Annotated in this window: 27 protein-coding genes; 14 read left to right on the forward strand and 13 right to left on the reverse strand. The window is 71.5% G+C overall.

Going from position 1 to position 26,157, the window contains the following annotated elements; translation table 11 throughout:
• Positions 1-24 precede the first annotated feature (24 nt).
• Genes ruvB through tilS form a run of 9 tightly spaced genes read left to right on the forward strand, consistent with a single transcriptional unit; the run spans position 25 to position 7,516 of the window.
• Positions 25-1,056, forward strand: a complete 1,032-nt coding sequence (gene ruvB / locus VIL76_RS11500; protein ID WP_332045173.1) for a Holliday junction branch migration DNA helicase RuvB — start codon at positions 25-27, stop codon at positions 1,054-1,056.
• Positions 1,053-1,505: a YbgC/FadM family acyl-CoA thioesterase gene (locus tag VIL76_RS11505; protein ID WP_332045174.1), complete on the forward strand. Its 453-nt coding sequence runs from the start codon at positions 1,053-1,055 to the stop codon at positions 1,503-1,505. The genes ruvB and VIL76_RS11505 overlap by 4 nt, the downstream gene beginning before the upstream one ends.
• 51 nt (positions 1,506-1,556) lie before the next feature.
• Positions 1,557-2,258: a protein TolQ gene (tolQ, locus tag VIL76_RS11510; protein ID WP_332045175.1), complete on the forward strand. Its 702-nt coding sequence runs from the start codon at positions 1,557-1,559 to the stop codon at positions 2,256-2,258.
• A gap of 4 nt (positions 2,259-2,262) precedes the next feature.
• On the forward strand, positions 2,263-2,751 hold the full coding sequence (tolR, locus tag VIL76_RS11515) for a protein TolR (RefSeq protein WP_332045176.1): 489 nt from the start codon (positions 2,263-2,265) through the stop codon (positions 2,749-2,751).
• Complete coding sequence (locus tag VIL76_RS11520; protein ID WP_332045177.1) at positions 2,748-3,524, forward strand: energy transducer TonB; 777 nt, start codon at positions 2,748-2,750, stop codon at positions 3,522-3,524. Before tolR ends, VIL76_RS11520 begins: the two co-directional genes overlap by 4 nt.
• A gap of 17 nt (positions 3,525-3,541) precedes the next feature.
• Entirely contained in the window at positions 3,542-4,816 is a 1,275-nt protein-coding gene (gene tolB, locus VIL76_RS11525; protein WP_332046491.1) for a Tol-Pal system beta propeller repeat protein TolB, read from the forward strand.
• A gap of 49 nt (positions 4,817-4,865) precedes the next feature.
• On the forward strand, positions 4,866-5,426 hold the full coding sequence (pal, locus tag VIL76_RS11530) for a peptidoglycan-associated lipoprotein Pal (RefSeq protein WP_332045178.1): 561 nt from the start codon (positions 4,866-4,868) through the stop codon (positions 5,424-5,426).
• A gap of 6 nt (positions 5,427-5,432) precedes the next feature.
• Positions 5,433-6,278 carry a tol-pal system protein YbgF gene (gene ybgF, locus VIL76_RS11535; RefSeq protein WP_332045179.1) on the forward strand — a complete coding sequence of 282 codons (846 nt, stop codon included), beginning with the start codon at positions 5,433-5,435 and terminating at the stop codon, positions 6,276-6,278.
• Positions 6,266-7,516, forward strand: a complete 1,251-nt coding sequence (gene tilS / locus VIL76_RS11540) for a tRNA lysidine(34) synthetase TilS (RefSeq protein WP_332045180.1) — start codon at positions 6,266-6,268, stop codon at positions 7,514-7,516. The genes ybgF and tilS overlap by 13 nt, the downstream gene beginning before the upstream one ends.
• On the opposite strand, the gene VIL76_RS11545 is transcribed toward tilS, so the two are convergent.
• The 3 genes from VIL76_RS11545 to VIL76_RS11555 all read right to left on the reverse strand — a co-directional run bounded on the left by VIL76_RS11545 (position 7,513) and on the right by VIL76_RS11555 (position 12,456).
• A complete protein-coding gene (locus tag VIL76_RS11545) occupies positions 7,513-8,370 on the reverse strand; it encodes an alpha/beta fold hydrolase (protein WP_332045181.1) in 858 nt (285 codons plus the stop codon). The two genes, tilS and VIL76_RS11545, sit on opposite strands and share 4 nt — an antisense overlap.
• A gap of 4 nt (positions 8,371-8,374) precedes the next feature.
• Positions 8,375-9,289: a M23 family metallopeptidase gene (locus VIL76_RS11550; RefSeq protein ID WP_332045182.1), complete on the reverse strand. Its 915-nt coding sequence runs from the start codon at positions 9,287-9,289 to the stop codon at positions 8,375-8,377.
• Positions 9,290-9,462: 173 nt separating this feature from the next.
• On the reverse strand, positions 9,463-12,456 hold the full coding sequence (locus VIL76_RS11555; protein WP_332045183.1) for an autotransporter outer membrane beta-barrel domain-containing protein: 2,994 nt from the start codon (positions 12,454-12,456) through the stop codon (positions 9,463-9,465).
• 158 nt (positions 12,457-12,614) lie between these two features.
• Between VIL76_RS11555 and VIL76_RS11560 the strand changes: the two genes are divergently transcribed.
• Positions 12,615-12,941, forward strand: a complete 327-nt coding sequence (locus VIL76_RS11560; RefSeq protein WP_332045184.1) for a helix-turn-helix transcriptional regulator — start codon at positions 12,615-12,617, stop codon at positions 12,939-12,941.
• A gap of 35 nt (positions 12,942-12,976) precedes the next feature.
• Complete coding sequence (locus VIL76_RS11565) at positions 12,977-14,200, forward strand: hypothetical protein (protein WP_332045185.1); 1,224 nt, start codon at positions 12,977-12,979, stop codon at positions 14,198-14,200.
• Here VIL76_RS11565 and VIL76_RS11570 read toward each other — a convergent pair.
• From VIL76_RS11570 to VIL76_RS11595, 6 genes are all read right to left on the reverse strand, one after another.
• Positions 14,197-15,606, reverse strand: coding sequence for an NAD(P)(+) transhydrogenase (Re/Si-specific) subunit beta (locus VIL76_RS11570; protein WP_332045186.1), 1,410 nt, complete (start codon positions 15,604-15,606; stop codon positions 14,197-14,199). The genes VIL76_RS11565 and VIL76_RS11570 overlap by 4 nt on opposite strands.
• A 4-nt stretch (positions 15,607-15,610) precedes the next feature.
• Positions 15,611-15,934, reverse strand: a complete 324-nt coding sequence (locus VIL76_RS11575; RefSeq protein WP_332045187.1) for a proton-translocating transhydrogenase family protein — start codon at positions 15,932-15,934, stop codon at positions 15,611-15,613.
• A 3-nt stretch (positions 15,935-15,937) separates the two neighbouring features.
• Positions 15,938-17,071, reverse strand: coding sequence for a Re/Si-specific NAD(P)(+) transhydrogenase subunit alpha (locus VIL76_RS11580; RefSeq protein ID WP_332045188.1), 1,134 nt, complete (start codon positions 17,069-17,071; stop codon positions 15,938-15,940).
• Positions 17,072-17,140: 69 nt separating this feature from the next.
• Positions 17,141-17,383: an aa3-type cytochrome c oxidase subunit IV gene (locus VIL76_RS11585; protein ID WP_332045189.1), complete on the reverse strand. Its 243-nt coding sequence runs from the start codon at positions 17,381-17,383 to the stop codon at positions 17,141-17,143.
• 82 nt (positions 17,384-17,465) lie between these two features.
• Positions 17,466-18,512 carry an alpha/beta hydrolase gene (locus VIL76_RS11590; protein ID WP_332045190.1) on the reverse strand — a complete coding sequence of 349 codons (1,047 nt, stop codon included), beginning with the start codon at positions 18,510-18,512 and terminating at the stop codon, positions 17,466-17,468.
• A gap of 39 nt (positions 18,513-18,551) precedes the next feature.
• A complete protein-coding gene (locus VIL76_RS11595) occupies positions 18,552-19,322 on the reverse strand; it encodes a pseudouridine synthase (protein ID WP_332045191.1) in 771 nt (256 codons plus the stop codon).
• Positions 19,323-19,627: 305 nt separating this feature from the next.
• Between VIL76_RS11595 and VIL76_RS11600 the strand changes: the two genes are divergently transcribed.
• Positions 19,628-20,185 carry a YcbK family protein gene (locus tag VIL76_RS11600; protein WP_332045192.1) on the forward strand — a complete coding sequence of 186 codons (558 nt, stop codon included), beginning with the start codon at positions 19,628-19,630 and terminating at the stop codon, positions 20,183-20,185.
• Here VIL76_RS11600 and VIL76_RS11605 read toward each other — a convergent pair.
• Together VIL76_RS11605 and VIL76_RS11610 are read right to left on the reverse strand one after the other, a co-directional pair.
• On the reverse strand, positions 20,182-20,481 hold the full coding sequence (locus VIL76_RS11605) for a hypothetical protein (protein ID WP_332045193.1): 300 nt from the start codon (positions 20,479-20,481) through the stop codon (positions 20,182-20,184). The genes VIL76_RS11600 and VIL76_RS11605 overlap by 4 nt on opposite strands.
• Positions 20,481-21,959 carry a L,D-transpeptidase family protein gene (locus tag VIL76_RS11610; RefSeq protein WP_332045194.1) on the reverse strand — a complete coding sequence of 493 codons (1,479 nt, stop codon included), beginning with the start codon at positions 21,957-21,959 and terminating at the stop codon, positions 20,481-20,483. Before VIL76_RS11610 ends, VIL76_RS11605 begins: the two co-directional genes overlap by 1 nt.
• A gap of 115 nt (positions 21,960-22,074) precedes the next feature.
• Between VIL76_RS11610 and VIL76_RS11615 the strand changes: the two genes are divergently transcribed.
• On the forward strand, positions 22,075-23,271 hold the full coding sequence (locus VIL76_RS11615; protein ID WP_332045195.1) for a glycosyltransferase family 4 protein: 1,197 nt from the start codon (positions 22,075-22,077) through the stop codon (positions 23,269-23,271).
• The gene (locus VIL76_RS11620) at positions 23,268-23,885 is read left to right on the forward strand and encodes a class I SAM-dependent methyltransferase (protein ID WP_332045196.1); all 618 of its coding nucleotides are present in this window, start codon (positions 23,268-23,270) and stop codon (positions 23,883-23,885) included. Before VIL76_RS11615 ends, VIL76_RS11620 begins: the two co-directional genes overlap by 4 nt.
• Here VIL76_RS11620 and VIL76_RS11625 read toward each other — a convergent pair.
• Positions 23,882-25,672 (reverse strand): M3 family oligoendopeptidase, encoded by a 1,791-nt coding sequence (locus VIL76_RS11625; protein ID WP_332045197.1) that lies wholly within the window; start codon positions 25,670-25,672, stop codon positions 23,882-23,884. The genes VIL76_RS11620 and VIL76_RS11625 overlap by 4 nt on opposite strands.
• A gap of 32 nt (positions 25,673-25,704) precedes the next feature.
• Positions 25,705-26,127, reverse strand: a complete 423-nt coding sequence (locus VIL76_RS11630; RefSeq protein ID WP_332045198.1) for an Lrp/AsnC family transcriptional regulator — start codon at positions 26,125-26,127, stop codon at positions 25,705-25,707.
• Positions 26,128-26,157 lie beyond the last annotated feature (30 nt).

Consider the following 26,157-nt stretch of genomic DNA (forward strand, 5'->3'; position numbering starts at 1 on the left):
CGCCGGGATGAGCGGAGGAATGTCATGACCCGCATCGTCTCCGGCGAGCCCCAGCCCTTCGAGCCGCAGGACCGGGCGCTGCGCCCGCAGACGCTCGCCGAGTTCGTCGGCCAGCAGCAGGCCAAGGCCAACCTCTCGGTGTTCATCGAAGGCGCCAAGCAGCGCGGCGAGGCGCTGGACCACGTGCTGCTGTTCGGCCCCCCGGGCCTGGGCAAGACGACGCTCGCCCAGATCGTCGCCCGCGAGCTCGGCGTCAACTTCCGCGCCACCAGCGGCCCCGTGCTCGCCAAGGCCGGCGACCTGGCGGCCATCCTCACCAATCTCGAGCCGCGCGACGTCCTGTTCATCGACGAGATCCACCGCCTCGCCGCCAACGTGGAGGAGATCCTCTACCCGGCCATGGAGGACCACGTCCTCGACCTGGTGATCGGCGACGGGCCCTCGGCGCGCTCCATCCGCATCGACCTCGCGCCTTTTACGCTCGTAGCGGCGACCACGCGGGCGGGACTGCTGGCGACGCCGCTGCGCGACCGCTTCGGCATCCCGCTGCGCCTGGAGTTCTACACGCCCGAAGAGCTGCAGCTGGTGCTCACCGGCGCCGCCGCCAAGCTGGGCCTCGACCTCACCCCCGACGGCGCCGCCGAGATCGCGCGCCGCGCCCGCGGCACGCCCCGCGTCGCCGGCCGCCTGCTGCGCCGGGTCCGAGACTTCGCCGCCGCGGACGGCGAGGCCCACATCGAGCGCAAGGTGGCGGCCTCGGCCCTCGCCCGGCTGGAGGTGGACGAGCACGGCCTCGACAGCCTCGACCGCCGCTATCTGCGCGCCCTGATCGAGAACTACGCCGGCGGGCCGGCCGGCGTGGAGACGCTCGCCTACGCCATCGCCGAGGCCCGCGACGCGGTCGAGGACGTCATCGAGCCCTTCCTCCTGCAGCAGGGCTTCATCCAGCGCACGCCGCGCGGCCGCATGGCCTGTGCGCGCGCCTACGAGCATCTGGGATTGACCGCACCTCCGCCCACCGGCAAGCCGGCGCGCGGAGACCTGTTCGAGGAATGAAAGAGACCGCACCCTCCGCCGGCTGGCTCGAAGGCCGCGAGCACGTGCTGCCGGTGCGCATCTACTACGAGGACACCGACTTCACCGGCGTCGTCTACCACGCCAACTACCTGCGCTATTTCGAGCGCGGCCGGAGCGACTTCCTGCGGGTCGCCGGCGTCAGCCACGCCGACCTCCTGCAGCGCGAGGATCCCGGCGCCTTCACCGTGGTGCGCATGGGCCTGGAGTTCCGCCGCCCGGCGCGCATCGACGACGCGCTGCTCGTCCGCACCACCTACGACCGGATGAAGGGCCCGCGGCTGTTCATCAGCCAGCGGATCGTCCGCGGCGCCGACCTGATCGCCGAGGCTGCGGTGGAGGCCGCCTGCATCGGCCTCGACGGACGGCCCAGAAAACCGCCGGCGGGACTTGTCGCCGCAGTCGAACCGTTGTTGGCAGGGGCGCCCTAAAGTCGCCACCGGCTCAGGCAACCACAGCCCCACGACTCACCCGGAGCCCGCATGGACCCCACGGCCGTCAGCCCAGAGAGCTTCAACGCCGTCTCGCTGTTCCTGCGGGCGGACTGGGTGGTGAAGCTGGTGATGGTCGGCCTGGCGCTGGCCTCGCTGTGGTCGTGGGCGGTGATCCTCGACAAGACCTTCCGCTTCGCCGCGCTGAACCGCCAGGCCGACAAGTTCGAGGACGCCATCGGCTCGGGCCGCAGCCTGGAGGACATCGCCGCCGACGCCGGCGAGCGCCCCCGCCATGCGCTGCCCCGCATGCTGCAGGGCGCCCTGAAGGAGTGGCGCGACGCCCGCGCCAAGGGCCAGGCCTCCGACAGTCAGGCCGCCTTCCTGATCCAGCGGATCGACCGCGTCCTCGACACCATCATCGCCCGCGAGAGCCAGCGCGTCGAAGACGGCCTGGGCCTGCTCGCCATCGTCGCGACCGCGTCGCCTTTCATCGGCCTGTTCGGCACGGTGTGGGGTATCATGCACGCCTTCCAGTCGATCGCGATCCAGAAGAACACCTCGCTCGCCGTCGTCGCCCCCTCGATCGCCGAGGCCCTGTTCGCCACCGCTATAGGCCTCGTCGCGGCCATCCCGGCGTACATCGCGTTCAACGCCTTCTCCACGAAGGCCGGCAAGTTCGCCGCCAGGCTCGAGGGCTTCGCCGACGACCTCTCCACCGCCATCCAGCGGCGGCTGGCGGACCGGGTGTAGCGGCATGGGCCTGTCCGCCCACGACGCCTTCGCCGCTGGCGGAGGCCGCCGCAGCCGCCGCCGCTACGGCCGTGGCCGGCGCGGGACGCTGAGCGAGATCAACGTCACGCCCCTCGTGGACGTGATGCTGGTGCTGCTGATCATCTTCATGATCTCGGCGCCCCTGCTCACCGTCGGCGTCCCGGTGGAGCTGCCCAAGACCGAGGCCGGCGCCATGCAGGACCAGCCGGAGCCGCTGACCGTCTCGATCCGCGCCGACGGCTCGATCTTCCTCGGCGAGGACCAGGTGGCCTTCAGCCAGCTCACCGGCCGCATGCGCGCCCAGGCTGGCGCCGACGCGAAGAAGCCCGTCTACGTCCGCGCCGACGGCAAGGCCTCCTACGAGATCGTCGCCCAGGTGATGGCGGCGCTCTCCACCTCCGGCTTCACCTCCATCAACCTGATCACCGACACCGGCGGCCCGGTGTCGACGGGCGAGGAGGCGCCGGCGTGATCAAGCGCGAGCTGTCGCCGGCCATGGTGGGATCGGTCGCGCTGCACGGCGCGGTCGCCGCGGCCCTGCTCATCTCCTGGCCCTGGGCGCGCGACCTGCAGGTGGGCAGCGTGGTCCCGGTGACCATCGTCTCCAACGGCCCGCAGGGCGAGCCGCCGCCGGCCGTGCAGGACGAGATCGAGGCGCCCGCCATGACGGAAGCGCCCGTAGCCGACGCGCCGGCCGAAGTCGTCCCGCCGCCGCCCACGCCAACGCCTCCGACTCCCGCGCCGGCGCCGAAGGCGGCCCAGACGCCGGCGCCGAAGACGCCCGCCAAGCCGGAGAAGTCGCTCGATTTCGCCGCGCTGGAAAAGAGCCTGTCGAAGCTCGTGCCGCGCAGTCAGCCGAAGGCCTCCTCCGCGCCCAAGGGCCCCACCCGGCCGTCCACCGCCACCACGGCGCGCGAGACCACCGGCACCGACCCTGCCGCCGCCCAGGCCGCGCTCGCCGGCCTGGTGGACGACCTGCAGCGCCGCTGGAACCCCAACTGCGCCGTCGAGGGCGGCCGCGACATGCAGGTGAAGGTCACCTTCATGCTCAGCGCCGGCGGCCAGGTGGCCGGCGAGCCCGGCTGGCAGATCCTACGCGGCCCGCAGAGCGCCGTCGGCCAGGCGGCCGCCGAGCGCGCCGTGCGCGCCGTCTATGCCGCAGCCCCCTTCCGCAACCTGCCGCGGGAGTTCTATGGCGACCGCATCGCCGTCATCTTCAACGCCCGCGAGGCCTGCTCGACATGACGTTCCTGAGGACCCTGATGGTGGCGCTGGCGTGTGCGGCCGGCCTGCTGGCGGCGCAGCCCGCCCGCGCCGAGATCGTGGTCAATGTGAACCGCGCCGACGTCCAGCCGCTGCCGGTGGCGATCCCCGCGTTCGGCGGCGACGCCTCGGGCGCCGAGATCGCCGGCGTGATCAGCGCCAACCTGGAACGCTCCGGCCTCTTCCGGCCCATCGACCCGGCGAGCTTCGTCGAGCGCAATCTCGACCCGGCCGTGCAGCCGACCTTCGAGAGCTGGAAGCAGATCAACGCGCAGGCCCTGGTGAACGGCAAGGTCACCGTGGTGGACGGTAAGCTCACCGTCGACTTCCGCCTCTGGGACGTCTTCGCCGGCCAGCAGCTGCTCGGCCTGCAGTTCACCTCCTCGCCGGAGAACTGGCGGCGCGTGGCGCACAAGATCTCCGACCAGATCTACGAGCGCCTGACCGGCGAGAAGGGCTACTTCGACACCCGCGTGGTGTTCGTCGCCGAGAGCGGCGCGCGCGGCGCACGCACCAAGCGTCTGGCCATCATGGACCAGGACGGGGCCAACCCCAGCTACCTCACCGACGGCGGCTCCATCGTCATGACGCCCAGGTTCTCCTCCACCAGCCAGGAGATCACCTACATGGCGCTGCGGCCCGAAGGCTCCTCGGTCTACCTGCTGAACCTGGAGACCACGCGCCGCGAGAGCCTCGGCGAGTTCCAGGGCATGGTCTTCGCGCCGCGCTTCTCGCCCGACGGGACCCGGGTGGTGTTCTCCGTCGAGCGCGGCGGCAACAGCGACATCCATGTGATGGACCTGAGGAGCCGCGCCACGCGCCGGCTCACCGCCGACCCGGGCATCGACACCTCGGGCTCGTTCTCGCCGGACGGCAGCCAGATCGTCTTCAACTCCGACCGCTCGGGCCAGCCGCAGCTCTACATCATGGCCGCCGACGGCTCGAACCCGCGCCGGATCAGCTTCGCGGCCGGCCGCTACACGACCCCGGTCTGGAGCCCCACCGGCGAGTTCATCGCCTTCACCAAGGAAGAGGGCGGCCAGTTCCACATCGGCGTCATGCGCCCCGACGGCACGGACGAGCGCATCCTGACCTCCAGCTACCTCGACGAGAGCCCCACCTGGGCGCCGAACGGGCGCGTGCTGATGTTCTCGCGCGAGACCGCCGGCGGCGCGCCGCGGCTTTGGACCGTCGACGTCACCGGCCGGATCCTGCGTCCCGTGCCGTACCCGCAGTCCGGTTCCGACCCCGCTTGGTCGCCGCTGCTCAACTAGGTTGCGTCCAGCTCAAGAGACCCCGACAACAAGACCGAAGGAGACGACCATGAAGGCCATCCACAGCAAGAGCGCCGTCGCCATCGCGCTCCTCGCCGCCGCGGCCGTTTCGATGACGGCCTGCACGCGCCCGAAGCCCAGCTTCGACACCAAGCCGGCGCCCAAGGGCGCGGCGCCGAGCACGCGGCCCGACACCGGCATCGGCCAGAGCACCGTCCCGGGCGGCGCGGCGCAGGTCGCGCCGGGCTCGCTGCAGGATTTCACGGTCAACGTCGGCGACCGCGTCTTCTTCGACTACGACAGCTACGAGATCCGCGCCGACGCCCAGCCCATCCTGGAGGCCCAGTCCCAGTGGCTGCGGCGCTATCCGGCCGTGCGGGTGCGCATCGAGGGCAACGCCGACGAACGCGGCACGCGGGAATACAACCTGGCGCTCGGCGCGCGGCGCGCCAACGCGGTGCGCGACTTCCTGGTCGGCCGCGGCGTCACCTCCGACCGGATCAGCACCATCTCCTACGGCAAGGAGAGGCCGATCGACACGGGCCCGAGCGAAGAGGCGCACGCGAAGAACCGCAACGCCCACACCGACATCGTGAGCGGCGCCCGCTAGGTCGCCATGTCCCGCTTCCCGCTCCTCCGCCGCCTCGCGCTCCCCGCCGCCATTCTCGCGATGGCGGCGGCCCCGGTGCTCGCCCAGACGCCGATGGACGACCCGCTCGACGCCCGCGACGCGCGGCGGGTGGAGCGGATGGAGAAGGTGGTGCGCGAACTGCGCGACATCGTCTTCAAGGCCCAGAAGACCGGCGCTCCGGTGGTCGTCCAGCCGGCCGACACCGACGCCCGGATGCTGGAGCTCTCCAGCCGCATCGCCGACCTGGAGCAGACCCTGCGGCGGATCAACGGCTCGATGGAGACCACCGCCCACGAGCTGGATCTGACCAAGCGCGAGAACGCCAGGCTGAAGGAGCAGCTCGCCGGGCTGACCGAGAAGCTGGCCGCCGCCGAGCAGCGGGTGGCGACGCTCGAGAAGCCGCCGGAGCCTCCGCCCCCACCAATCGAGGACGCCAAGCCAAGGACCGCCTCGGAGGCGTTCACGGAGGCGCGCGGCCTGATGCAGGCCGGCGACAACGCTGGCGCGGGCGCTGCCTTTGAGGCCTACCTCGAGCAGTTCCCCGATGGTCCGCGTCAGGCGGAGGCGCGCTACTGGCTGGGCAAGACCCAGACGGCCCGCCGTCAGCATGCCCAGGCGGCGTCGTCCTACCTCGCGTCGATCCGCAACTGGCCGCAGGCGAGCTGGGCGCCCGACGCCGTCGTCGAGCTGGCCCGCGCCCTGATCGCGCTGAAGAAGCCCGAGGACGCCTGCCAGACCCTGGCCGAGCTGCCGAAGCGCTATCCCAAGGCGCCGGCTGCGGTGAACACCCGCGCCAAGGCGGCCGCCACGCAGGCGAAGTGCGCGGCCTAGATCTCGCGGCCCTGGTCCGGCCGATCCTGGACCGGCGGCTGATCCGCAACGCCGACGAGCCGATCGCGGTCGCCCTGTCGGGCGGCGGCGACAGCCTGGCCCTGGCGCTGCTCGCGGCGGAATGGGCCAAAGACGCAGACCGTCCGCTGCTGATCCTCACTGTGGACCACAGGCTCCGCCGCGAGAGCGCCGCCTGGACCGAGGCCTGCCGCGCCACCGCCCAGCGTCTGGGCGCGGCCTTCCAGGCGCTGTCCTGGGACCAACCCAAGCCGGCGACAGGCCTCGCCGCCGCCGCCCGCGCCGCCCGCCACCGGCTGCTGGCGGACGCCGCGCGCAGGGCCGGCGCCCGGGTGATCCTGATGGGCCACACCGGCAGCGACGTGGCCGAGGCCGCGGCGATGCGCCAGGCCGGCTCCACCACGCCCGATCCGAAGGACTGGGGCCCCTCCCCGGCGTGGCCGCAAGGCCATGGACTGTTCCTGCTGCGGCCGCTCCTGGGCGTGAGCCGCGCCGAGGTCCGGGGCTGGCTGCAGGCGCGCGGCGAGACGTGGATCGACGATCCCGCCAACGCGGATCCGAAGTCGGCGCGGGTGCAGGCCCGCGCGGCGACCGCCGACGGCGACCTGCCGCCGATCCCACGCGCCGGCGCCAACCCGCTCGGCGACGCCTGCCGCTTCGATGCGGCGGGCGGGGTGCGCCTCGCCCGCAGCGCCCTGCGAAAGGCCCCCCCGGACGACGCGGTGGCCTTCATCGGCATGGCGGCCGTCTGCGCGGGCGGCGGCGACAAGCGTTCGGCCGGCGAACGGCTCCAGCGCCTCGCCCACCTGCTTCTCGGGACCGAGACGGTCACCGCCAGCCTGGCCGGCGCCCGCATCGAGGCCGACGACGAGCACATCTACTTCGTTCGCGAAGCTGGCGAGGCGCGCCGCGGCGGGCTGACCTCCCTCTACCTGACGCCGGACCAGGCGGTGGTCTGGGACGGCCGCTTCGAATTCACCGCCACGCGCCCCGGCCTCTACGTCGAGCGCCTCGAAGGCCGCTCGCGGAAGTTGGACGCGGACGTCAAACGCGCGGTCATGGCCCTGCCCGCCAGCGCCCGACCCGGCCTGCCCACCATCGTGGAGGACGGGCGGGTGGCCTGCCCCACCCTCGAGCCCGTGGCGGGGGTGAGCGTGACGGCGCTGGTCCACGGCCGGCTGGTCGCCGCCTGTGGCCTCATCGAGCGCGAGCCTGCCTAGCCCGCGAACCGCAGCACGTGCTCCACGCCGCGCACCACCGGGTCGGCGAACCGGCGGCCCAGCAGGTTGGCGTGCGTCGATCCCGCCACGTGCTCCAGGTAGCCATGATCCGATGCCAGCGCCGGCGCCGACTGCAGGCGCTTCAGCCAAGGCTTGTTCCGCTCGCTCCCGGCGGTGACCACCGCCACCGGCAGCTTGGGTGGGAAGTCGGCCGCGCCGGCCAGTTGCGAGGTGGTCGTCCAGTTGGCCACCTCCTCCGCCGCCCAGCGGGCATGGCTGGACGAGCCATGGATGCCGCGCTTCTCGGCCTTGGCCTCGCCCTCCAGCCCGATCAGGTCATGGGTGATCCAGGCCACCGGCCGCATCAGGCCGAAGCGCGCGCTCACCGCCGCCAGCTTCAGCAGCGCCCCGAACGAGCCGATGGCCTGCGGGCCCGCCGGGAGCCGGATCACCTCCGGCGTCATGGCGTCCACCAGCACCACGCCCAGCACGCGCTCAGGCCGCGTCAGGGCGTAGTGGCGCACGTAGAGCCCGCCCATCGAATGGCCGACCAGCACCATCGGCCGGGTCTCCCCGAGCGCCGCCAGCAAGGCGTCGAGGTCCGCGGCCCCTGCACGGCCGTCACGCGGCCGCGGGCCCGGCTCGGAGAGGCCCATCCCGGCCCGGTCGTACGATAGGCTGCGGAGGCCCTTGGCGGCCAGCCTGCCCTGCACCACCCCCCAGTCCGCGGCGCAGCCGAAAGCGCCGTGCTCCAGCAGGATCAGGGGCGAGGCGTCCTCCGGACCGGCCGGGACGGCGCGAAGCCGCCGGCCGCCGATGTCCACCATCCGCCCGCGAAGGGCGCTTGCGGCCACCGGGCTAGATCGGCGGCTGCTCGGCCGTGGCGACCGGCGCGTCTTCTTCGGTTTCGGCGGCGGGCGGCGGCGTCTTCATCGGAGCGACGTTGAAGCGCGCGTGCGGCCGCCCGTCGCCGTAGAAGACGGTCACACTCCCCTTGCCGCCCTTGGCCACCGCGCCGAACGGCCCATCGCCCTTGGGCGAATTGCGCGCGAGCAGCAGCGCCTCCATCTGCTCGCGCTTGCTTTCGGGGATGCGCGAGACCCAGGCCTTGCGGACGCCGCGTGGAATGCGCCGGGCCTGCTTTAGCGGCAGGTCGTCGGCGGTCGCGAACTGCTCGCCCAGGAACAGCCCGGGGTTCAGCGGCCGGTCCTTGGCGTCGCGCAGTTCGAAGTGCAGGTGCGGCCCCGTCGAGGTCCCGCTGGAGCCGATCTCGCCCACGGGCATCCCCGCCTTCACCGCGCGGCCCGGCGCCATGTCGGGCGCCACCGCGCCCATATGCGCATAGAGGCTGGTCAGGCCCTCTGCGTGCTTCACCCGCACATAGCGTCCGTAGGTGTAGCTGCGGCCCGCATCGACCACGACGCCATCGGCCGCAGCCAGCACCGGCGAGCCGAACGGCGCGGCGATGTCGACGCCCTCGTGCAGCCGCCCGTTCTCTTCCCAGGGAAGCTGGCGCAGGCCGAAGGGCGAGACGATCTCGCGGCCCTGCACGGGATCTGCGAAGGCGATCAGGTGCGCCGGCTCAGGCGCCTGCGCCGACACCGCGCCCATGGCCATGACCTGCGGCGGGGGCCTGTGGCTGGTCAGCTCCACCCGGTCGGGCAAGGCCGCCTGGGCGACCGTGATGGCGGCCAGCGCCGCGGCGGCCCCGAAGGCCGCCTCCAGCACCCAATGTCGCGCGCGCTCGTCGGACGGCAAGCTCGCTTCACTCAAACGCCTGTCTCCCAGCCCGGCCGCGCCATAGAGTGAGGCCCGCCCCGTCCCCAGGGCCCCGGCGTCGGCCACCAGCTTCACCTGCGGTGAACTGTCGCACGTTCTAGGCGAAATCTTGGCCGTGCGGCCATCACAAAAAGTTCGGCCGTGCTCACCCGGGGGGCGGGAGGAGGTCAGAACAGGTAGCGGATCAGGGCCCGGAAGTCGTACTCGCTGTAGCCCTCGTCGAAGCTGCCGCCGGCATCCACCGACCAGAGCACCCGCGGGGCGCCGCCGCGAACCCCGACCCGCGCCACGAGCCCGCCGTCGAAGGGCTCCTCCGGATCGAGGGTGAAGGGATCGCCGGAGCCGAAGCGGGCCGTGGTGCGGCCCGCGTCGCCGGCCAGCTTTGCGCGCCAGCCGACCTTCAGCTCCGGCGCCACCCAGCTCTCCTCGCCGAATCTCGCGCCAATCGCCAGCAGCGCCTGGCCGGTGAGCAGGTCGCTCTCGCGGTCGCCGACCGTCAGGTCGAAGCCCGCCCCGCCGCCGCTCTCGCGGTAGCCTTCCTCGTTGAGCCGCAGGTAGTCGAGGCTGAGCTCCGGCCGCACGACCAGCCAACCCAGCTGCGCCTCGTACCGGACGCCGGCATGGGCCTCCGCCGCCCATCCGGTCCAGTCGGCCTTGGCAGCGAGGTTCGCCTGCGTCGAGCCGAAGCGGCGGTCGCTGTCGAATTTCACATAGGCCACGCCTGCCCGGGCGCCGGCCCGCAGCCCGCCGGCATGGACCCGCCAATAGGCGCCGCCCCCCAGGAAGTTCATCACCACACGCTCGTCGGCCGCGGCGCCCTGGTCCTTGTAGGTGTCGGTGACGAAGCTGAGGTTCACGCCCAGGGCCTGGGCGTCGCCGACCATCTCGGCGCCGGCGGCCAGGCCATACGCCTGCGACTTGAAGCCCTGCGCTTGGTCCCGGTCGCGGTCGATGTGGAAGATGATCTGCTGGGCCCAGATCCCGTTGCCGCCGCCGTCGTCGTGCGAAGGCGCCTCGGCGACGGCCGAGGAGATCGCGCTGGAGATCGCCTGGGCCGACATCAGGGCGCCGCCGGAATGATCGGGCAGCATCTGGTCGAACGCCGCCTGGAAGCCCGTTTGGGTCTTCTGGGCGAGGAAGGTCGCCTCCACGCCGTCGTCCTTGTCGAGCGCGGCGAAGACCGCCGAATAGGCCTGCGCGCCGGAGCGGTTCAGGCCGAGCTCGGCGGCCGTCTTCGGCTTCACGTCCACCACAAGGGCGTTCTGCGCCGCGTCTGCGCGGAGCGTGGCCGTGTAGAGGAACGGCGCGCCCACCAGGTTCGCCGTCGCCGAACCCGCCTGCAGAGAGCCCGCGCGGACGATCTCGTAGGACTTAGCCGTCTTCACCAACGAGGCGAGGGTCAGGTCGAGCTGCGCGCCGCTGGCCACGGTCGTCGCGCCGGAGACGTTCAGCCGGGTGGCCGTCCCGGCCGCGTCGTCGATCGTGACCGCCAGCACGCCCTTCGCGCCCAGTGACAGGCTGGAGAGCTGCACCGCGCCGGTGTTGGAGAGCGCCAGGCGGCCGTCGCGCAGGTCCAGCGCCAGCAGGCCGTCGGCGTCGCTCAGCCGGGTCGTTGCGGTCGCGCCGCCGTCGATCACGAAGGCGTCGGCGCCGGAGCCGAACGAAAGGTCGCCGGCGAGCGTCCCGCCCAGCAGCTCCAGGCGGTCGGCGCCGGAGCCGAAGCGGACCTCGCCCTTGATGGCCGGCGCGCTGGTGGCGGTGAGCTTCGACTGGCGCACCGTGGCGCCCGTCGTGTTGGCCGACAGGTCGATGGCGACGGCCTTGCCGGTGGCGGTCTCGCCGGTCTTCGGCGTCACCACGGCGGCGATGTTCCCCTGGTTCTCGACCAGGGCAAGTGACCCGGAGAGGTCGACCAGGGCGCGCGCGTCGTGCTTTCCGCCCTGCTCGCTGGCCTGGAGGTCGCCGGAGTTGCGGAAGGCCGCGACCGAGGCGCCCGGATTGACCAGCACCGCCGTCGAGGTCGCCCCGTAGGCCAGCGACCGGATCGTGCCGCTGGAGTTCACGCCGCCTTGGACGGTGACCCCGGCGCCGCTGGCCTGCCCGATCCGCAGCGCCGTCGCCGCGATTGCGTCGTTGACTCCGTCGGCCGCGATCGTGCCGCGATTGACCAGGCCAACCGCGAGATCGCCGGTCCCGACTGCGCCGAGCGCGATAGCGCTGGTCCCGCCGATGTCGAGCGCAGGCGCGGCGCCATAGGCGGTGAGCGTCGCCGTCCCCTCTGCGGCGTCGGCCACGCCGTCATCGTCTTCGTCGGTGTCGGTGGTGCTGTTGTCGGCCGGCGGCCGGTCGAGCAGCACGCCCTTGGCGACGTTGCCCGAGATGCGCACCGCCGGGCCGCCCTGCTTCAGGTCGTCGGCGTCCAGCTTCGCGCGGGCCGCGTCGGCGGCGCGCGTCGCCGAACGGTAGCCGGTGGCGGCGATGAGGCTTTGCAGCACGACGGCGCCGTCCACGTCGCCCAGCGTCACGCCCACCGAGCCTTCGCCCTGGGCCGACACGGCGCCGGTGATGCGCACGTCGCCTGAGACGGAAGCCGCCGAGATCGCGGTGGACCGGTCGCCGGTCACGGCCGCCGACCCCGAGCTCAGCAGGCTGCCCTGCAGCCGACCGTCGAGGCGGATGGCGCCGGAGTCGTTGCCCTCGACGTTGATCGTCCCCGAGTTGGTGATGTTCCCGACGAAGGGGCTCGTTCCGGTCAGCCGCAGGCCGAAGCGGTTCGAACCCTGGGCGAAGGGCCCATCCAGGTCGCCGTCGTTGTCGCTGTCCGCGGGGGTGAAGTCCTCCAGCAGGCTGATCGTGCCGCTGTTGGCGACGGAGCCCGTGAACCCGCCCAGGACGAGCACGCCGGTGGCGTCGTTCACGCCCGTGAAGCCGATCTGGCCGGCGTTGGTCACCTTGTTGTTCGAGTTGAGAGTCACCGCCACCCCGGCCGACGTCGGCTTGATGGACCCTTGGGCCTCCACCGTCAGGTCGTCAGGCTGTCCGTTGGCCAGGGTAGCGGTCGCCACCGGGGAGGTGGTGGCCGTGGAGATCTTCGTCTCGGCCTGGGCCGCTGCAGCCGTCAGCAAGGGGATGACGGCAGCCGACAGGAACAGGCGCTTCATGGTCCTCAGATCTCCGATTCCGTCACGTCGCTTGCGGGGTTTGGGGGTATATGCGACAAGCGACTACGCGTGACGTTACTGATTGTTCAGTTATAACTGTACGCAGCTTGTAGCGCCGGTTTCCGGCCGTTGCAAGCGCTCGCTTTCCTGGAGCCCGGATGCCGAGACCCGCCCCCGACGCCGCAAAGGCCGCACATACCAAACGGCTGCGCCAGCAGGCGGGCAGATGGCTGAAGGGCGCCCGCGAGGCCGCCGGCCTGACCCAGGCCGAACTCGCCGAGCGGGTGGGGCTGCGCTACTACACCTTCGTGAGCCAGGTGGAGAGCGGGCTCGGCCGGCTCCCTATCGAGACCCAGGGCGCCTGGGCTGTGGCGCTCGGGCAAGACCCGAAGGAATTCGCGCGCACCCTCTTGCGCTACTACGAACCTGAGCTTTACCGGCTCCTCTTCGACGAGCCGGGACAGGCCGCAGCCCAGCAGGCCTGACGCCCCCTCCCTCCTAAAGGACCTCCCAAGCCTCCATGGGTGACATCCTTCCCTTCGTTCAGCGCGTACGCGCCGCCGGCGACTGGACCGCCGACGAGCGCTCGCGCCTGGAAGAGCTGGCCCAGCGCTTCGCCGCCGCCGGCGTCCACGTGGACATCGTCTACGGCGTGACCGACGACGGCGACCCCTGGTGCGTGGTCAAGGACGAGAACGAGGAGGTGCTGGTCCACGTGGCCCGCATCGGCTCCGCCTTCGTCGTTCACCACGCGGTCGACGACATCCTGTCGAGCGCCCAGGACCTGCCCAGCGCGCTTGGCGAGCGGCTGGCCTGGAGCGCCGAGCGGGAGGCCGCCGTCGTGGTGCCCTTCTCCCGCCAGGCGCAGACCTTCATCGCGCTGGTGGTGGCCACCGCCTTCTTCTACGAGTCCGCCGTCGGCCTGCCGACCGGGCCCGAGCGCCACGAGGACCGCAGCCCGGAACCGGAGACCCCGCCGCCGCCTGCGCTCATCGAGGACGACGCCTCACCGGATCGCCGCGAGGTCGCCGCCCACGCGATGGCCGCAGACGCTGACGAGGCGCAGCCCCTGCCGACGGCGCAGGTCGTGGCGGCCGCCCCGCTCCAACTCGCCGCCGCCGTCACGCCCGAGGCTCCGCTGCCTGCGCCTGAACCGGTCACGGCCAAGACCCGGGCCGCCGATGCAGGCGAGACGCTGGTCGCCTCGGCCTCTACGAACGTCGTGCAGGGCTCGTCGGGCGACGACAGCCTGGTCGGCGGCGCAGGCTCCGACGTCGTGATCGGCGGCGACGGCGACGACACCCTCTCCGGAGGCGGCGGCGGCGCGGACCTTCTGCAGGGCGGCGCAGGTGACGACCGCCTGGAGCTCGGCGAACAGGTCACCGCCGACGGCGGCGAAGGCGCCGACACCTTCGTCGTCGTGTCGCCGCACGTGCTCGGCCACGCCGACACCCTGCTGGGCGTGATCCTCGACTTCCGTGCAGCGGAAGGGGACCGGATCGTCACCCACGAGGGCCGTCCCGTACCGCCGGAAGGCGTCACCCCTTCCGGCGTCGGTCCCGGGACGCTCACCACCCTTGCCCCCACCGCCAGCGGCGGCGACCGCCGCGTCGACGTGGACATCGACGGGGACGGGATGGTCGACGGCTACGTGATCCTGCGCGGGCCGCCGCCGGTGCCGGACGCCGGCGCGCCGCAGCACCTGCCGGGCATGGGGTTCAGCTATCCGGACCCTGTGGGCTAGAGCGACTTCAGGATCCCCTCGACCATCTTCTTGGCGTCGCCGAACAGCATCATGGTGTTGTCGCGGAAGAACAGCTCGTTCTCCACGCCCGCGTAGCCCGCGCTCATGCCGCGCTTCACGAACAGCACGGTGCGGGCCTTCTCCACGTCGAGGATCGGCATGCCGTAGATGGCGGAGGTCTTGTCGGTCTTGGCCGCCGGGTTGGTGACGTCGTTGGCGCCGATCACGAAGGCCACGTCGGCGGTCGGGAACTCGGCGTTGATGTCCTCCAGCTCGAAGACCTCGTCGTAGGGGACGTTCGCTTCCGCCAGCAGCACGTTCATGTGCCCGGGCATCCGGCCGGCCACCGGGTGGATGGCGTACTTCACGTCGACGCCCTCCTCCTTCAGCTTGTCGGCCATCTCGCGCAGGGCGTGCTGCGCCTGGCTGACCGCCATGCCGTAGCCGGGGACGATGATCACCTTGCTGGCGTTCTTCATAATGAAGGCCGCGTCGTCGGCCGAGCCCTGCTTCACCGGCCGCGTCTCGACGCGGCCCGAGGCCGCCGCCGCGTCGTCGCCGCCGAAGCCGCCCAGGATCACCGAGACGAAGCTGCGGTTCATCCCCTTGCACATGATGTAGCTGAGGATGGCGCCCGACGAGCCCACCAGGGCGCCGGTGATGATCAGGGTGATGTTCTCGAGCGTGAAGCCCAGCGCCGCCGCCGCCCAGCCGGAGTAGCTGTTCAGCATGGACACCACGACCGGCATGTCCGCCCCGCCGATCGGGATGATCAGGGTGACGCCGATCAGCAGGCTGAGCGCGAAGATCGCCCAGAAGGCCCAGAGCGCGGAGCCGCCGCTCATCACCAGGATGGCCACCAGCACGACGATCGCCACGGCGATCGCGATGTTCAGCAGGTGGCGCATGGGCAGCAGGATCGGCGCGCCGCTCATGTTGCCGTTCAGCTTGGCGAAGGCGATCACCGAGCCGGTGAAGGTCACCGCCCCGATGGCGAGGCCCAGCGACAGCTCGATCAGCGAATTGAGGTGCACCACGCCGTCCGCCCCGGCGATGCCGTAGGCCTGCGGCGTGTGGATCGCGGCCACCGCCACCAGGCAGGCGGCCATGCCGACCAGGCTGTGGAACGCGGCCACCAGCTGCGGCATGGCGGTCATCGCCACGCGGCGCGCGATCACCGCGCCGATGACGCCGCCGATCGCCACGCCCCCCAGGATCATGCCCACGGTCAGCGGGTCGAGGTTCGGCCCCAGCAGCCACAGCGTCGTGCCCACCGCGATGGCCATGCCGATCATGCCGTAGCGGTTGCCCGCCTGGCTGGTGGTCGGCGACGACAGCCCGCGCAGCGCCAGGATGAAGAGCACGCCCGAGACAAGATAGAGGATGGCGGCGACGTTGGCGTTCATGAGCCTACTTCGCCTTCTTCTTGTACATGGCCAGCATGCGGCGCACGACGAGGAAGCCGCCGAAGATGTTCACCGAGGCGAAGGCCGCGGCCACCGCGCCAGAGCCCTTCGACACCAGGATCGAGCCGGTCAGCTCGCCGCCCGGCGCGCGCGCCGCCACCGCCAGCAGGGCGCCGACGATGATCACCGAGGAGATCGCGTTGGTCACCGCCATCAGCGGCGTGTGCAGCGCCGGCGTCACGCTCCAGACCACGTAATAGCCCACGAAGATCGCCAGCACGAAGATCGCCAGGCGGAAGATGGTGGGATCGACCAGGGCGGCTTCCATGGATCAGGCCTTGAGCTGCGGATGCACGACCGCGCCGCCCTGGCAGACCAGGGCCGCCTTGAGGATCTCGTCCTCGTAGTCGGGCGCGAACTGGCCGTCCTTGTCGAGGAACAGGCCGGCGAAGGCGAACAGGTTGCGGGCGTAGAGCGCGGACGCGTCGGCCGCCACGCGGCCGGGCAGGTTCGGCGTCCCCAGGATCTTCACGCCGTTCTTGGTGGTCACCGTCTCGCCGAGCTTCACGCCCTCGACGTTGCCGCCCTGCTCGACGGCCAGGTCGACGATCACAGAGCCGGGCTTCATCGACGCCACCTGTGCGGCGCTCACCAGCCGCGGCGCGGGCCGGCCCGGGATCAGCGCCGTGGTGATCACGATGTCCTGCTTGGCGATGTGGCTGGAGACCAGCTCGGCCTGCTTGGCCTGGTACTCCTTGCTCATCTCCTTGGCGTAGCCGGCGGCGGTCTCGGCGGCCTTGAACTCCTCGTCCTCCACGGCCACGAACTTGGCGCCCAGGCTCTCCACCTGCTCCTTGGTGGCGGGCCGCACGTCGGTGGCGGTGACCACCGCGCCCAGCCGCCGAGCGGTCGCAATCGCCTGCAGCCCCGCGACCCCCACGCCCATGATGAAGACCTTGGCGGCCGCGACAGTGCCCGCCGCCGTCATCATCATCGGCAGCGCCTTGCCGTAGGCCTCGGCCGCCTCGATCACCGCGCGATAGCCCGCCAGGTTGGCCTGCGAGGACAGCGCGTCCATCGCCTGCGCGCGGGTGATCCGCGGCACGAATTCCATGGCGAAGGCGCTGACGCCCTTCTTGGCCAGGGCTGCGACCGTGGCCTTGTCCTGGTGCGGGTTCAGGAGCGCGACCACCACGGCGCCCGTCTTCAGCGCCGCGATCTCGTCGGCCTCGGGGCCGCGCACCTTGAACAGGATGTCGGCCTTGGCGACGCAGTCCTTCGCAGTCTTGGCGATGGTCGCGCCCGCGGCCTTGTAGTCGGCGTCCGGATAGGAGGCGCCGTCGCCGGCGCCGGCCTCGACGGTGACCGAGAATCCAGCGGTCACGAGCTTTTTGATGGTCTCCGGGACCGCGGCCACGCGGGTCTCGCCTGCGCGACGCTCTTTCGTGACGGCGATCACGGGCATGCGGCGTTCGTCCCCCTACGCTCTCGTCCAGCTATAGGGGCGTCCGTCGGAGTCTGTCCAGCGAGCGGGCTAGTGCCCCGCGGCGCCCTTCTTCTCGCGCAGCAGGATGATGCCCACCACCGTCAGCACCACGGCGGCGACGAACCCGCCCAGGAAGCCCGCGGGCGTGCAGAACCACATGGTCAGCCACAGCACGGACACGGCAACGGCCAGCGAGCCCCACTTCGTGATGCCCATCACCAGGTGGAACGTCGACTGCTGCTCATGGATGTCCATCTCGCCGCGGTGGTAGTCGGAACCGTGCTGGGCCATCGGAAAAGCGCTCGTCCTGTCTCTCGAACCGGTGTGTGGGGCGGGTGCTACACGAGACCGCCGCGCCGCTCAAGCCGCCCGCCTACCGCGGCCAGTGGGCGAGCAGGGTCTTCAGCGCCGCCACCAGCGCCAGCGGCTGGTCGATCATGACGTGGTGGTGGCTGTCGGGGATCTCGATCTCGAGCATGTCCGGCGGGAAGGGCGAGGGGTAGCCCATCTTCCGCATCTGCACGATCCGCGACTTGGCCCCGTAGAAGTGCACCATCGGCGTGTGCACCTCGGGGATCGGCGTGGGGGATTGGCCCATGCCCGTGCGGTCGAGCTTCTCCCACATCTTCGGATCGAACCGCCAGGTCCAGCCCTCGCCGGACCCGTCGGCCATCGGGGCTCTCTTGAGCGAGCGGCGCGCGATGTAGTCGGCGATGTAGACGTTCTCCGCCGGCTGCGGCGGCATCAGCCGGAAGCGCGCCAGCGCGGCCTCCAGGGTGGGATAGACGCGCCCGCCGCGGTCGGGGGTCGGGATGTTGGCGATCTGGCGCTTGCGGAACTCCTCCTCGCGCCGCTTCAGCTCCTCCGGCGGCGGCCCGAAGCCGGTGTCCACCAGCACCGCGGCGTGCATCAGCTCGGGCCGGTTCACGGCGGTGTAGAACACCTGTCCGCCCCCGAACGAGTGCCCGACGTAGACGGGCTTGCGCCCGCCCTCGTACAGCCCCGCGGCGCGGCTCACCGCCTCGGCGTCCTCCGCGAAGTCCGAGAAGGCGTAGCGCTCGCGCCAGTCCGAGGCGCCCATGCCGGCCAGGGACATCGACGCCACCCGGTAATCGTCGGCGAAGAACGGCGCGATGAAGCTCCACCAGTCGGCATGCGCCGAGTTGCCGTGCACGAACAGCAGCCCGGGCTTGCCCACCTCGCCCCAGGTCAGCACCTCGAGCTTCGTGCCCAGGCTGTCGACGAAGCTGCGCTCCGGCTCGACGGCGATGGCGTCCCTGAACCACTGCGGCGCCGGCGGCTCTTCGCCCTTGAACGGCTCCAGCGGCGCGCGGACCTCCGGCGGCATCTCGTTCGGGTCGAAGGAGATCGGCCGGTCGTCGTAGGTCTCGCGGTTCGTCGGCGATGCTTCGTCAGCCATGAGGCTGACTAACAACCGTTTGAAAAATGGCAAGCCGCTTCAGCCGCGCGAGGCCTGGATCAGCGCCTCGCGCTCCTGCGGCGTCAGCACCCGCCAGCGCCCCTGCGGCAGCCCGCCCAGCTTCAGCGGCCCGATGCGCACCCGCTGCAGGTCGACCACGTGCAGCCCCACCAGCTCGCACATCCGCCGGATCTGCCGGTTGCGCCCTTCGGTGAGGGTGAACCGCAGGACCTGCGGCCGCAGCACGTCCACCTTGGCCCGCCGTAGCTGCCGCCCGTCCAGCTTCAGGCCGTAGCGGAGCTGGCCAACCTTCTGATCGGTCACCTGGCCGGTGACGCGCACCAGGTACTCCTTGTCCACCTGCGACTCCGGCCCGATCACCGCCTTGGCCAGCACCCCGTCATCGGAGAGCAGCAGGAGGCCGTGGGAGTCCATGTCGAGGCGCCCCAGCGGCGCCAGGCTGGTCTTGGCGTCCGGGATCATCGGGCTCTCGCCCATCAGGGCGGACCTGGTCAGCAGCCGCACCGCCGGGACCTGCCCCGGCTCCGGCTGCGCGGAGACGATCCCCACCGGCTTGTTGAGCACTACGCTGAAGCCGGTGGGCGCCTGGCCCTCCCCGGGCGTGTCCAGGGTCAGCGTCTGGCCCGGCAGGATCTTGCGCCCCGCGTCGGTCACCCGCTCCCCGTCGATCGACACCCGGCCCTCGACGATCAGCGCCTCGGCCTCGCGCCTGGAGCACACCCCGCTCTGCGCCAGCCAGCGGTTCACCCGCTGCGGCTCGGCCTCGTCGTAGCGGCGGGTCCAGGGCATGGGGGCGTCATATCCGACACCCTCTCCCAAGCGAAGACTTGGGAGAGGGCCGGGGTGAGGGCCGGCTCGTGCAGATGGATCGCGCCGGATGCCGGCCCGAGGGCCCTTGGTCCTGGCATCCGGAGACAGCCCAGCCGGTCCTCACCCAACCCTCTGCCGCCTTTGGCGGGAGAGGGCGCGCTGGCGCCTCCGGTATTGTTCCCGGCGAGCAGGTGCGTCAGGCTGTCGCACCGGGCCGTGGCTCAGGTTGTTCCTCAACACCGCCTCCGCCATCTTCGGCCCGTAGCTTGCAAGTCGGGGAAAGCATGCAGGGTCAAAAGCTTATTGCTCGTCGTGATGCGCTGCGCCTGGGCGGCGGCGCCCTCCTGGCGGGTCTCGTGACCCCGGCCGTGGGCTGGGCCTCGACGCCGGGCCCCCGCCGCGCGGCGCTGCAGAACCTGCACACGGGCGACCGCTTCAACGACGTTTATTTCGAGAACGGCCGCTATCTTCCCGATGCGCTCGCGGACCTGAACAAGGTGATGCGGGACTGGCGCACCGGCGACACCCACTTCATCGACCCCAAGCTCTACGACGCGCTGCACGCAATCCAGACCCGGCTGGAGAGCAACCGCCCGTACGGGATCATCTCCGGCTACCGCTCGCCCGCCACCAACGCCAAGCTGAACTCCAAGAGCAGCGGCGTGGCCAAGAAGAGCCTGCACATGACCGGCCAGGCCATCGACATCCGCGTTGCGGGCGTCGATCTCAAGCACGTGCACAAGGCGGCCCTCGACGTGAGCGCCGGTGGTGTCGGCTACTATCCGAATTCCAACTTCGTGCACGTGGACACCGGCCGCGTGCGCCGCTGGTCGGGCTCCTAGGGGCTCTCCGGGGCCGGCTCGGCCGGCGGCGGCTCGACCGTGGTCATGCCCACGGCGGCTGCATCTTCCTCGACCTGCTGATCCGGCGGCGTAGGCTCGACCTTCGCCGCCGGCGGCGTCTCGGCCTTGGCTTCAGCTACGGTGGCGGCTGCAGGCGTGGCGGCCTGCTCGGCTGCGGGCGCCTGTTGCGGCGGCTCGCCGCGGGTGAGCGCGGGCCGCTCGCCGCCGCGCGTGAGCGCCATCACGACGATCAGCACGACGCAGACCGCCGACAGGATCAGCGCCCAGCGCAGCATCAGTTCCTGGCCACCACCTGCTTGCCCGAGCCGAGCGCGCCGACCTTCTGCAGCAGCAGCTTGTCCCAGCCATAGGGGTCGGTGCGGAAGTTCATCTGTCCGTCGGCGCCTGCGAATGCGGTCCAGTACAGGATGTAGACCGGCACGCCGGAGGGCAAGCGCACCCGCTGGGTCTCGCCGCCGGCCACGGCGTCGGCGATCGCCTCGGGCGTCCACTTCGGGTCGCCCGCCAGCAGCGCCCTGGCGAGCTCCGCCGGCTTCTCGATGCGCACGCAGCCGTGGCTGGCCTGGCGCGCGACCCGCTCGAACCCGGTCTTGGCCGGAGTGTCGTGCAGGTAGACGGCGAACGGGTTCTCGAAGTCGAACTTGTAGAGGCCCAGCGCGCTGTCCGGCCCGGGCCGCTGCTGCAGCCGGCTGCCGCCCTCGGTCGAGATCACCCGGTAGCCGGCGCGCTCCAGGTAGCCGGGGTTCTTCCGCTCCTTGGGCCACAGCTCCTCGCTGGCGATCGAGGTCGGCACGTTCCACGGCGGATTCAGCACCACCGAGTGGATCTCGGAGACCAGCATCGGCGTCTCGTCGCCCGGCTTGCCGGAGACCGCCTTCATCGACAGCACCGGCTTGTCGTCGCGGAACAGGGTGACGATCGCCGCGCCCGAATTCACCTGCACGCGGGTCGCCGGCATCTTCTGCGGCATCCAGCGCCAGCGCTCCATGTTGGCCACGATCTGCTGCACCCGCTGCTCGGCCGGGACGTTCAGCGCCGCCAGGGTGGGCTTCCCGACGATCCCGTCCGGCTTCATGCCGTAGCGCTTCTGGGCGCGGACCACCGCCTGCTGCAGGCTGGTGTCGAAGACCGCAGGGCCATGCGCCGCGGGGTCCTCCGCGACCAGCCGGGCGCGCAGCGCCGCCACGCGCGGGCCGCTGGCGCCCAGCGCCAGGTCCGGGCCTTCGGGAATGGCCGTCCAGCCGCCGTTCGCAGCGATCTGCCGGTACTTCGTCAGGCCCTTCTTGAGCGCCGCATATCCGGAATAACGCGGCGCAAGGCTTTCGAGCCAAGGCTCCAGCCGGCCAGAGGCCAGCGCCCGCGACAGCTCCCCGGTGGGATCATACGGGTCCGGGCGCAGCTGCCAGATCTTCGGGAACTCGGAGGCGTCCATGCGGCCCACGTGGACATCGCGGGCGTAGCGCAGCAGGCCTGCCACCACGGCGGCATGGTCCTCCGGGCCCGGCAGAGCGCCGGGCTCGCGCAGTCGTGCGGGGAGGTAGGCAGCGGGCGACAGCCCGTGCTCGTCGGCGCGGGCCAGCAGGTCCGCCGCCGCGATCAGCTGCTCGGGGCTGAGCTGCACGGCCTGGGGCGCCAGCGCCGGAGCCGCCGGCTGGGCCAGCACCGCCGGCGCGCCCGAGGCCAGGACGGCCGCCAGGGCGAGCACTGCCGAGCGGAACTTCCTCTGTCCTGCCCGCACCTTACTCATCGTCATCCACAAACCTCGGACCAGCGGCGCCCCTCGGCCGCCCAAACGCGCGACGGCCAAGTTGGTCCCTACGGCAGCGCTCCGCCTTGATCTTTGTCACGGGCCCGCGCGATGAGGGCGCATGGCGGCCCGGCAGGTGATCATCAACTGGAGCATCTCCAGCTTCTACGGCTGGGGGGTCTACGGCCAACACCTGGCGCTCGCCTGGGCGAACGATCCCGAGATCGAGGCCGCCTGCGCCTATCCCATCGTCGACAACCACCTGGCCCTGGACCCCTTGCGGAAGCTGGCGTTCGCCCCCTTCGCGCAGCGTTCGGCCGAGCTCGTGGAGCAGTTGAAGGCCCTGAAAGGGGAAGCTCGCGCCCGGGCCGTGGTCCTGCACTGCCTGGAGCACCGCTTCGAGCCCGAGCCCACGATGCATGGCGCGGTGCTCCACGGCTCCCCCACCATCGGTGTCACCTTCTTCAACGACACCCGGTTGGCGCCCGAGGCCGTGCAGCGGGCAGCGGCCTATCCCGTGATGGTGGCGGGCTCCGACTGGCAGCGCCGCCTGCTCGAAGCCTACGGTCTGAGCAACGTCCGGCTGATCATCCAGGGGGTGGACCCCAGCCTGTTCCACCCCGGCGCGCGGCAGGGGATGTTCCCCGGACGCTTCCTGGTGTTCTCCGGCGGCAAGCTCGAGCGGCGCAAGGGACAGGACATCGTGCTCGCCGCCTTCCGCAGGTTCGCCGAGCGCCGCCCCGACGCGCTGCTGGTGACCGCCTGGCACAGCCCATGGCCGGCGGTGGCGAGCACCCTCGATGAGAGCGGCCTCGTGGCGCCGGTGGCCTTCACCGCCCGGGGCCGGCTGGACGTGGCGGCCTGGGGGCAGGCCAGCGGCGTGAAGCCCCAGAACCTGCTCGACCTGGGCGTCATCCCGAACCCCATGCTGCCCGCCGTGCTGCGCGAGATGGACGTGGCGGTCTTCCCCAACCGCTGCGAGGGCGGCACCAACCTGGTGGCCATGGAAGCCATGGCCTGCGGCGTGCCCACCGTCCTGTCGCGCAACACCGGCCACCTGGACCTGATCGAGGACGGCAACAGCTACGTCCTGCAGATACAGCGGCCGCTGTCGGGCGTCGAAGCGCCTGTTGGGGACATCGAAGGCTGGGGCGAAAGCGATCCCGACGAGCTGGTGGACGCGCTGGAACGCGCCTACGCCGACCGCGAGGACGCGCGCCTTCGCGGGGGCCGCGGCGCCCAGACGCTCTCGCGCTTCACCTGGGCGGAGACGGCGCGCCAGATGAAGGACCTGATCGTGGAGGTCGCCGGCTCATGAGCATCCCCGAGCGCTACCGGCGCCTGGACGCCTTCCTGCAGCGGGTGCGCGGCGAGATCTACGCCGAGCCCGCTTTCGACCTGCATGACAAGGTCACCCGCGAGATGGCCGCCTACCTGCTCAAGACCGCAGGCCTCCCGCCGGGCGCCAAGGTGCTCGACGTGGGCTGCGGCCAGGGCCTGGCCCTGGAGCTCTTCCGCGACGCGGGCTTGGCGCCGGTGGGCATCACGCTGGGCGAGGATCTGGAGGTCTGCCGCGGCAAGGGGCTGGATGTGGTGGAGATGGACTTCTCCTTCCTCGATTTCCCCGACGAGAGCTTCCACCTCGTCTGGTGCCGCCACGCCCTGGAGCACTCCATCTTCCCCTACTTCACGCTGGCCGAGATGCACCGGGTGCTGAAGCCCGGCGGCGTGCTCTACGTCGAGGTGCCCGCGCCCGACACCGCCTGCGCCCACCAGGCCAATCCGAACCATTACAGCGTGCTCCCGAAGAGCATGTGGCTGGAGTTGATGCGTCGCACAGGCTTCGTCGAGCCGCGGGCGTCGGACCTGCAGTTCAAGACCGGCGCCGGCCCCGATCTCTACTGGGCCTTCTTCGCGCGCAAGCCGGGCTAGACCAGCGCCTCGAACTCGTCGACCAGCCGCTCCAGCTGCTTCATGCCGGCCGCCCAGAACGCCTTCTCGCGCGGGTTGAGGCCGAAGGGGGCCAGCGCCTCGACGTAGGTCTTCGTGCCGCCGGCGGCCAGGAGCTGCTCGTAGAGCGGCGCGAAGCCTTCCGGGTCCGCCCGCCTGGCCTCCATCAGCCCGCGCACCAAGAGGTCCCCGAAGGCGTAGGCGTAGACGTAGAACGGCGCGTGCACGAAGTGGCTGATGTAGCCCCAGTAGTGCTCGTAGCCCTCGCCCAGCCGGATCGCGGGCCCGAGACTCTCGCCCATCACCTCCAGCCACAGGCCGGACAGCTCCTGCGGCGACAGCTCGCCGGCCAGCCGCGCGGCGTGGAAGCGGCGCTCGAACCGGTGGAAGGCGATCTGGCGCACCACGGTGTTGAGCCCGTCTTCGATGCGGCCGGCGAGCAGTCCGCGGCGCTCAGCCGGCGAGGCGTTGGCCAGCAGGCGTTCGAACACCAGCCCCTCGCCGAAGATCGAGGCGGTCTCGGCCAGCGTCAGCGGGGTGTCCGACAACAAGGTGCCCAGCGGCGCGCAGAGCGTCTGGTGCACCGCGTGGCCCAGCTCGTGGGCCAGGGTGAGCACATCGCGCCGCTCGCCCATGAAGTTCATGAACACATAGGGGTGCCGGTCGGCGGCCACCGGGTGCGAATAGGCGCCCGACTGCTTGCCGGCCCGAGGCCGCGCGTCGATCCAGGGTTGGGCGAAGAAGGTCTGGGCGGTGTCGGCGAACTTCGGGGCCAGGGCGGCGAAGCTCTCCAGCACCAGGTCCTGGGCCTCGCCCCACGCGTAGGCGCGCGGCTGGGTGGTCTCGAGCGGGGCGTTGCGGTCCCAGTGCTCCAGGACCTCCAGCCCCATCGCCTTGGCTTTCAGTCGGTAATAGCGGTGGCTGACCGCCGGATAGGCCTCCACCACCGCGGCCTCCAGCGCCTCGACCGCGTCGGCGTCCACCTCATTGGCCAGGTGCCGGGAGGCGGCCGGGTCCGGGTACTTCCGCCAGCGGTCCTCCACCTGCTTCTCGAAGGCGAGCGTGTTGAGGCACAGCGCCAGGGTGTCGCTCCGCGCTTCCAGCGCCTCGCCGAGCCCCAGCGCCGCCTCTCGCCGTTTCGTGCGCTCGTGGTCGGAGAGCCGGTTTAAGGCCTCCGACAGCGTCAGCGTCTCGCCGCCCACAGTGGCGGTCAGCTTGGCCAGCGTCTCCTCGGAGAGCCGGCTCCAGTTGGCGACCGCCGGCCCCCGGTCCACCAGCAGGCGCTCCAGGTCCGGCGACAGCTCGTGCGGCCGCGAGAGCCGCACCCGCCGGATCCACGGCCGCCAGCGGGCCGCCGGCGTATGCGCGGCCAGCGCGGCCTCCACCTCGGCGTCCTCCAGCTGGTTGATCTCCAGGGTGAAGAACAGGCTCTCGGCCGCGATCTGGGACGAGCGGGCGCGCAGGTCGGCCTCGAACTTGCCCCAGGCGGGATCGTCCCGCGCGGTCGACCCGGCCAGGGCCCCGTAGGCCCCGACGCCATAGAGGGCGTTGGTCGCCTCCTCGTAGAGTGCGATCCCCCGGTCCAGCCGCTCGCCCAGCAGCGCCGGCTGTGCCCGGGCCGCGATCAACTGGTCCTTCAGCTCGCCCAGCGTGCGGGTGATCTCCGCCGCCTTCTGCAGGTCGGCTTCGATCCGCGGGTCGTCACGTCCGGAATAGAGGTCGTCCAGCCGCCACTCGGGCAGGGTCTCGGTCGCGAAGGGAGCGTTCATGGCGGGCGGTTTAACGCTCCGGGCCGCCGCCGTCACATCTTCTGGGTGGCCAGCAGGATCGAGGTCTCGGTCGAGGCTATGCCCTCGATGGTGCGGATGCGGTCCAGGGCGGCGCTGAACTCCGCCAGGCTGCCGGTGTCGAGCTCGGCGACCAGGTCCCAGCGGCCGTTGGTGGTGTGGATCGCCTCCACCTCCGGGAAGCCGGCGAGCGCCCTGGTCACGGCCTGCGACCGCTCGCCGTCGATGGCGATGCACATGATCGCCCGCACCCGCTGGGCCTCCAGTTCCGGCCGGGTCTTGATCGTGAAGCCCTGGATCACGCCGCGCGCCAGCAGCCGGTCCATCCGGTTCTGCACCGTACCCCGCGAGACCTTCAGCTTGGCCGCCAGCCCCGCCGCCGACTGCCGCGAATCAGCCCGGAGCAGCGCCACCAGGCTTCGGTCCAGATCATCCATCAGATTCGCCAATTCATCTGCGCAAACTGC

This window comes from Phenylobacterium sp. (genome assembly GCF_036563285.1).
In the GTDB taxonomy this organism is placed as follows: Bacteria; Pseudomonadota; Alphaproteobacteria; order Caulobacterales; family Caulobacteraceae; genus Phenylobacterium.

Bases quoted from the DNA above. Each gene is read 5' to 3' on its own strand.
- ruvB (WP_332045173.1), top strand. From the start codon at position 25: ATGACCCGCATCGTCTCCGGCGAGCCCCAGCCCTTCGAGCCGCAGGAC.
- VIL76_RS11505 (WP_332045174.1), top strand. From the start codon at position 1,053: ATGAAAGAGACCGCACCCTCCGCCGGCTGGCTCGAAGGCCGCGAGCAC.
- tolQ (WP_332045175.1), top strand. From the start codon at position 1,557: ATGGACCCCACGGCCGTCAGCCCAGAGAGCTTCAACGCCGTCTCGCTG.
- tolR (WP_332045176.1), top strand. From the start codon at position 2,263: ATGGGCCTGTCCGCCCACGACGCCTTCGCCGCTGGCGGAGGCCGCCGC.
- tolB (WP_332046491.1), top strand. From the start codon at position 3,542: ATGGTGGCGCTGGCGTGTGCGGCCGGCCTGCTGGCGGCGCAGCCCGCC.
- pal (WP_332045178.1), top strand. From the start codon at position 4,866: ATGAAGGCCATCCACAGCAAGAGCGCCGTCGCCATCGCGCTCCTCGCC.
- ybgF (WP_332045179.1), top strand. From the start codon at position 5,433: ATGTCCCGCTTCCCGCTCCTCCGCCGCCTCGCGCTCCCCGCCGCCATT.
- VIL76_RS11555 (WP_332045183.1), bottom strand. From the start codon at position 12,456: ATGAAGCGCCTGTTCCTGTCGGCTGCCGTCATCCCCTTGCTGACGGCT.
- VIL76_RS11560 (WP_332045184.1), top strand. From the start codon at position 12,615: ATGCCGAGACCCGCCCCCGACGCCGCAAAGGCCGCACATACCAAACGG.
- VIL76_RS11565 (WP_332045185.1), top strand. From the start codon at position 12,977: ATGGGTGACATCCTTCCCTTCGTTCAGCGCGTACGCGCCGCCGGCGAC.
- VIL76_RS11570 (WP_332045186.1), bottom strand. From the start codon at position 15,606: ATGAACGCCAACGTCGCCGCCATCCTCTATCTTGTCTCGGGCGTGCTC.
- VIL76_RS11575 (WP_332045187.1), bottom strand. From the start codon at position 15,934: ATGGAAGCCGCCCTGGTCGATCCCACCATCTTCCGCCTGGCGATCTTC.
- VIL76_RS11580 (WP_332045188.1), bottom strand. From the start codon at position 17,071: ATGCCCGTGATCGCCGTCACGAAAGAGCGTCGCGCAGGCGAGACCCGC.
- VIL76_RS11585 (WP_332045189.1), bottom strand. From the start codon at position 17,383: ATGGCCCAGCACGGTTCCGACTACCACCGCGGCGAGATGGACATCCAT.
- VIL76_RS11590 (WP_332045190.1), bottom strand. From the start codon at position 18,512: ATGGCTGACGAAGCATCGCCGACGAACCGCGAGACCTACGACGACCGG.
- VIL76_RS11595 (WP_332045191.1), bottom strand. From the start codon at position 19,322: ATGCCCTGGACCCGCCGCTACGACGAGGCCGAGCCGCAGCGGGTGAAC.
- VIL76_RS11600 (WP_332045192.1), top strand. From the start codon at position 19,628: ATGCAGGGTCAAAAGCTTATTGCTCGTCGTGATGCGCTGCGCCTGGGC.
- VIL76_RS11605 (WP_332045193.1), bottom strand. From the start codon at position 20,481: ATGCTGCGCTGGGCGCTGATCCTGTCGGCGGTCTGCGTCGTGCTGATC.
- VIL76_RS11610 (WP_332045194.1), bottom strand. From the start codon at position 21,959: ATGACGATGAGTAAGGTGCGGGCAGGACAGAGGAAGTTCCGCTCGGCA.
- VIL76_RS11615 (WP_332045195.1), top strand. From the start codon at position 22,075: ATGGCGGCCCGGCAGGTGATCATCAACTGGAGCATCTCCAGCTTCTAC.
- VIL76_RS11620 (WP_332045196.1), top strand. From the start codon at position 23,268: ATGAGCATCCCCGAGCGCTACCGGCGCCTGGACGCCTTCCTGCAGCGG.
- VIL76_RS11625 (WP_332045197.1), bottom strand. From the start codon at position 25,672: ATGAACGCTCCCTTCGCGACCGAGACCCTGCCCGAGTGGCGGCTGGAC.
- VIL76_RS11630 (WP_332045198.1), bottom strand. From the start codon at position 26,127: ATGGATGATCTGGACCGAAGCCTGGTGGCGCTGCTCCGGGCTGATTCG.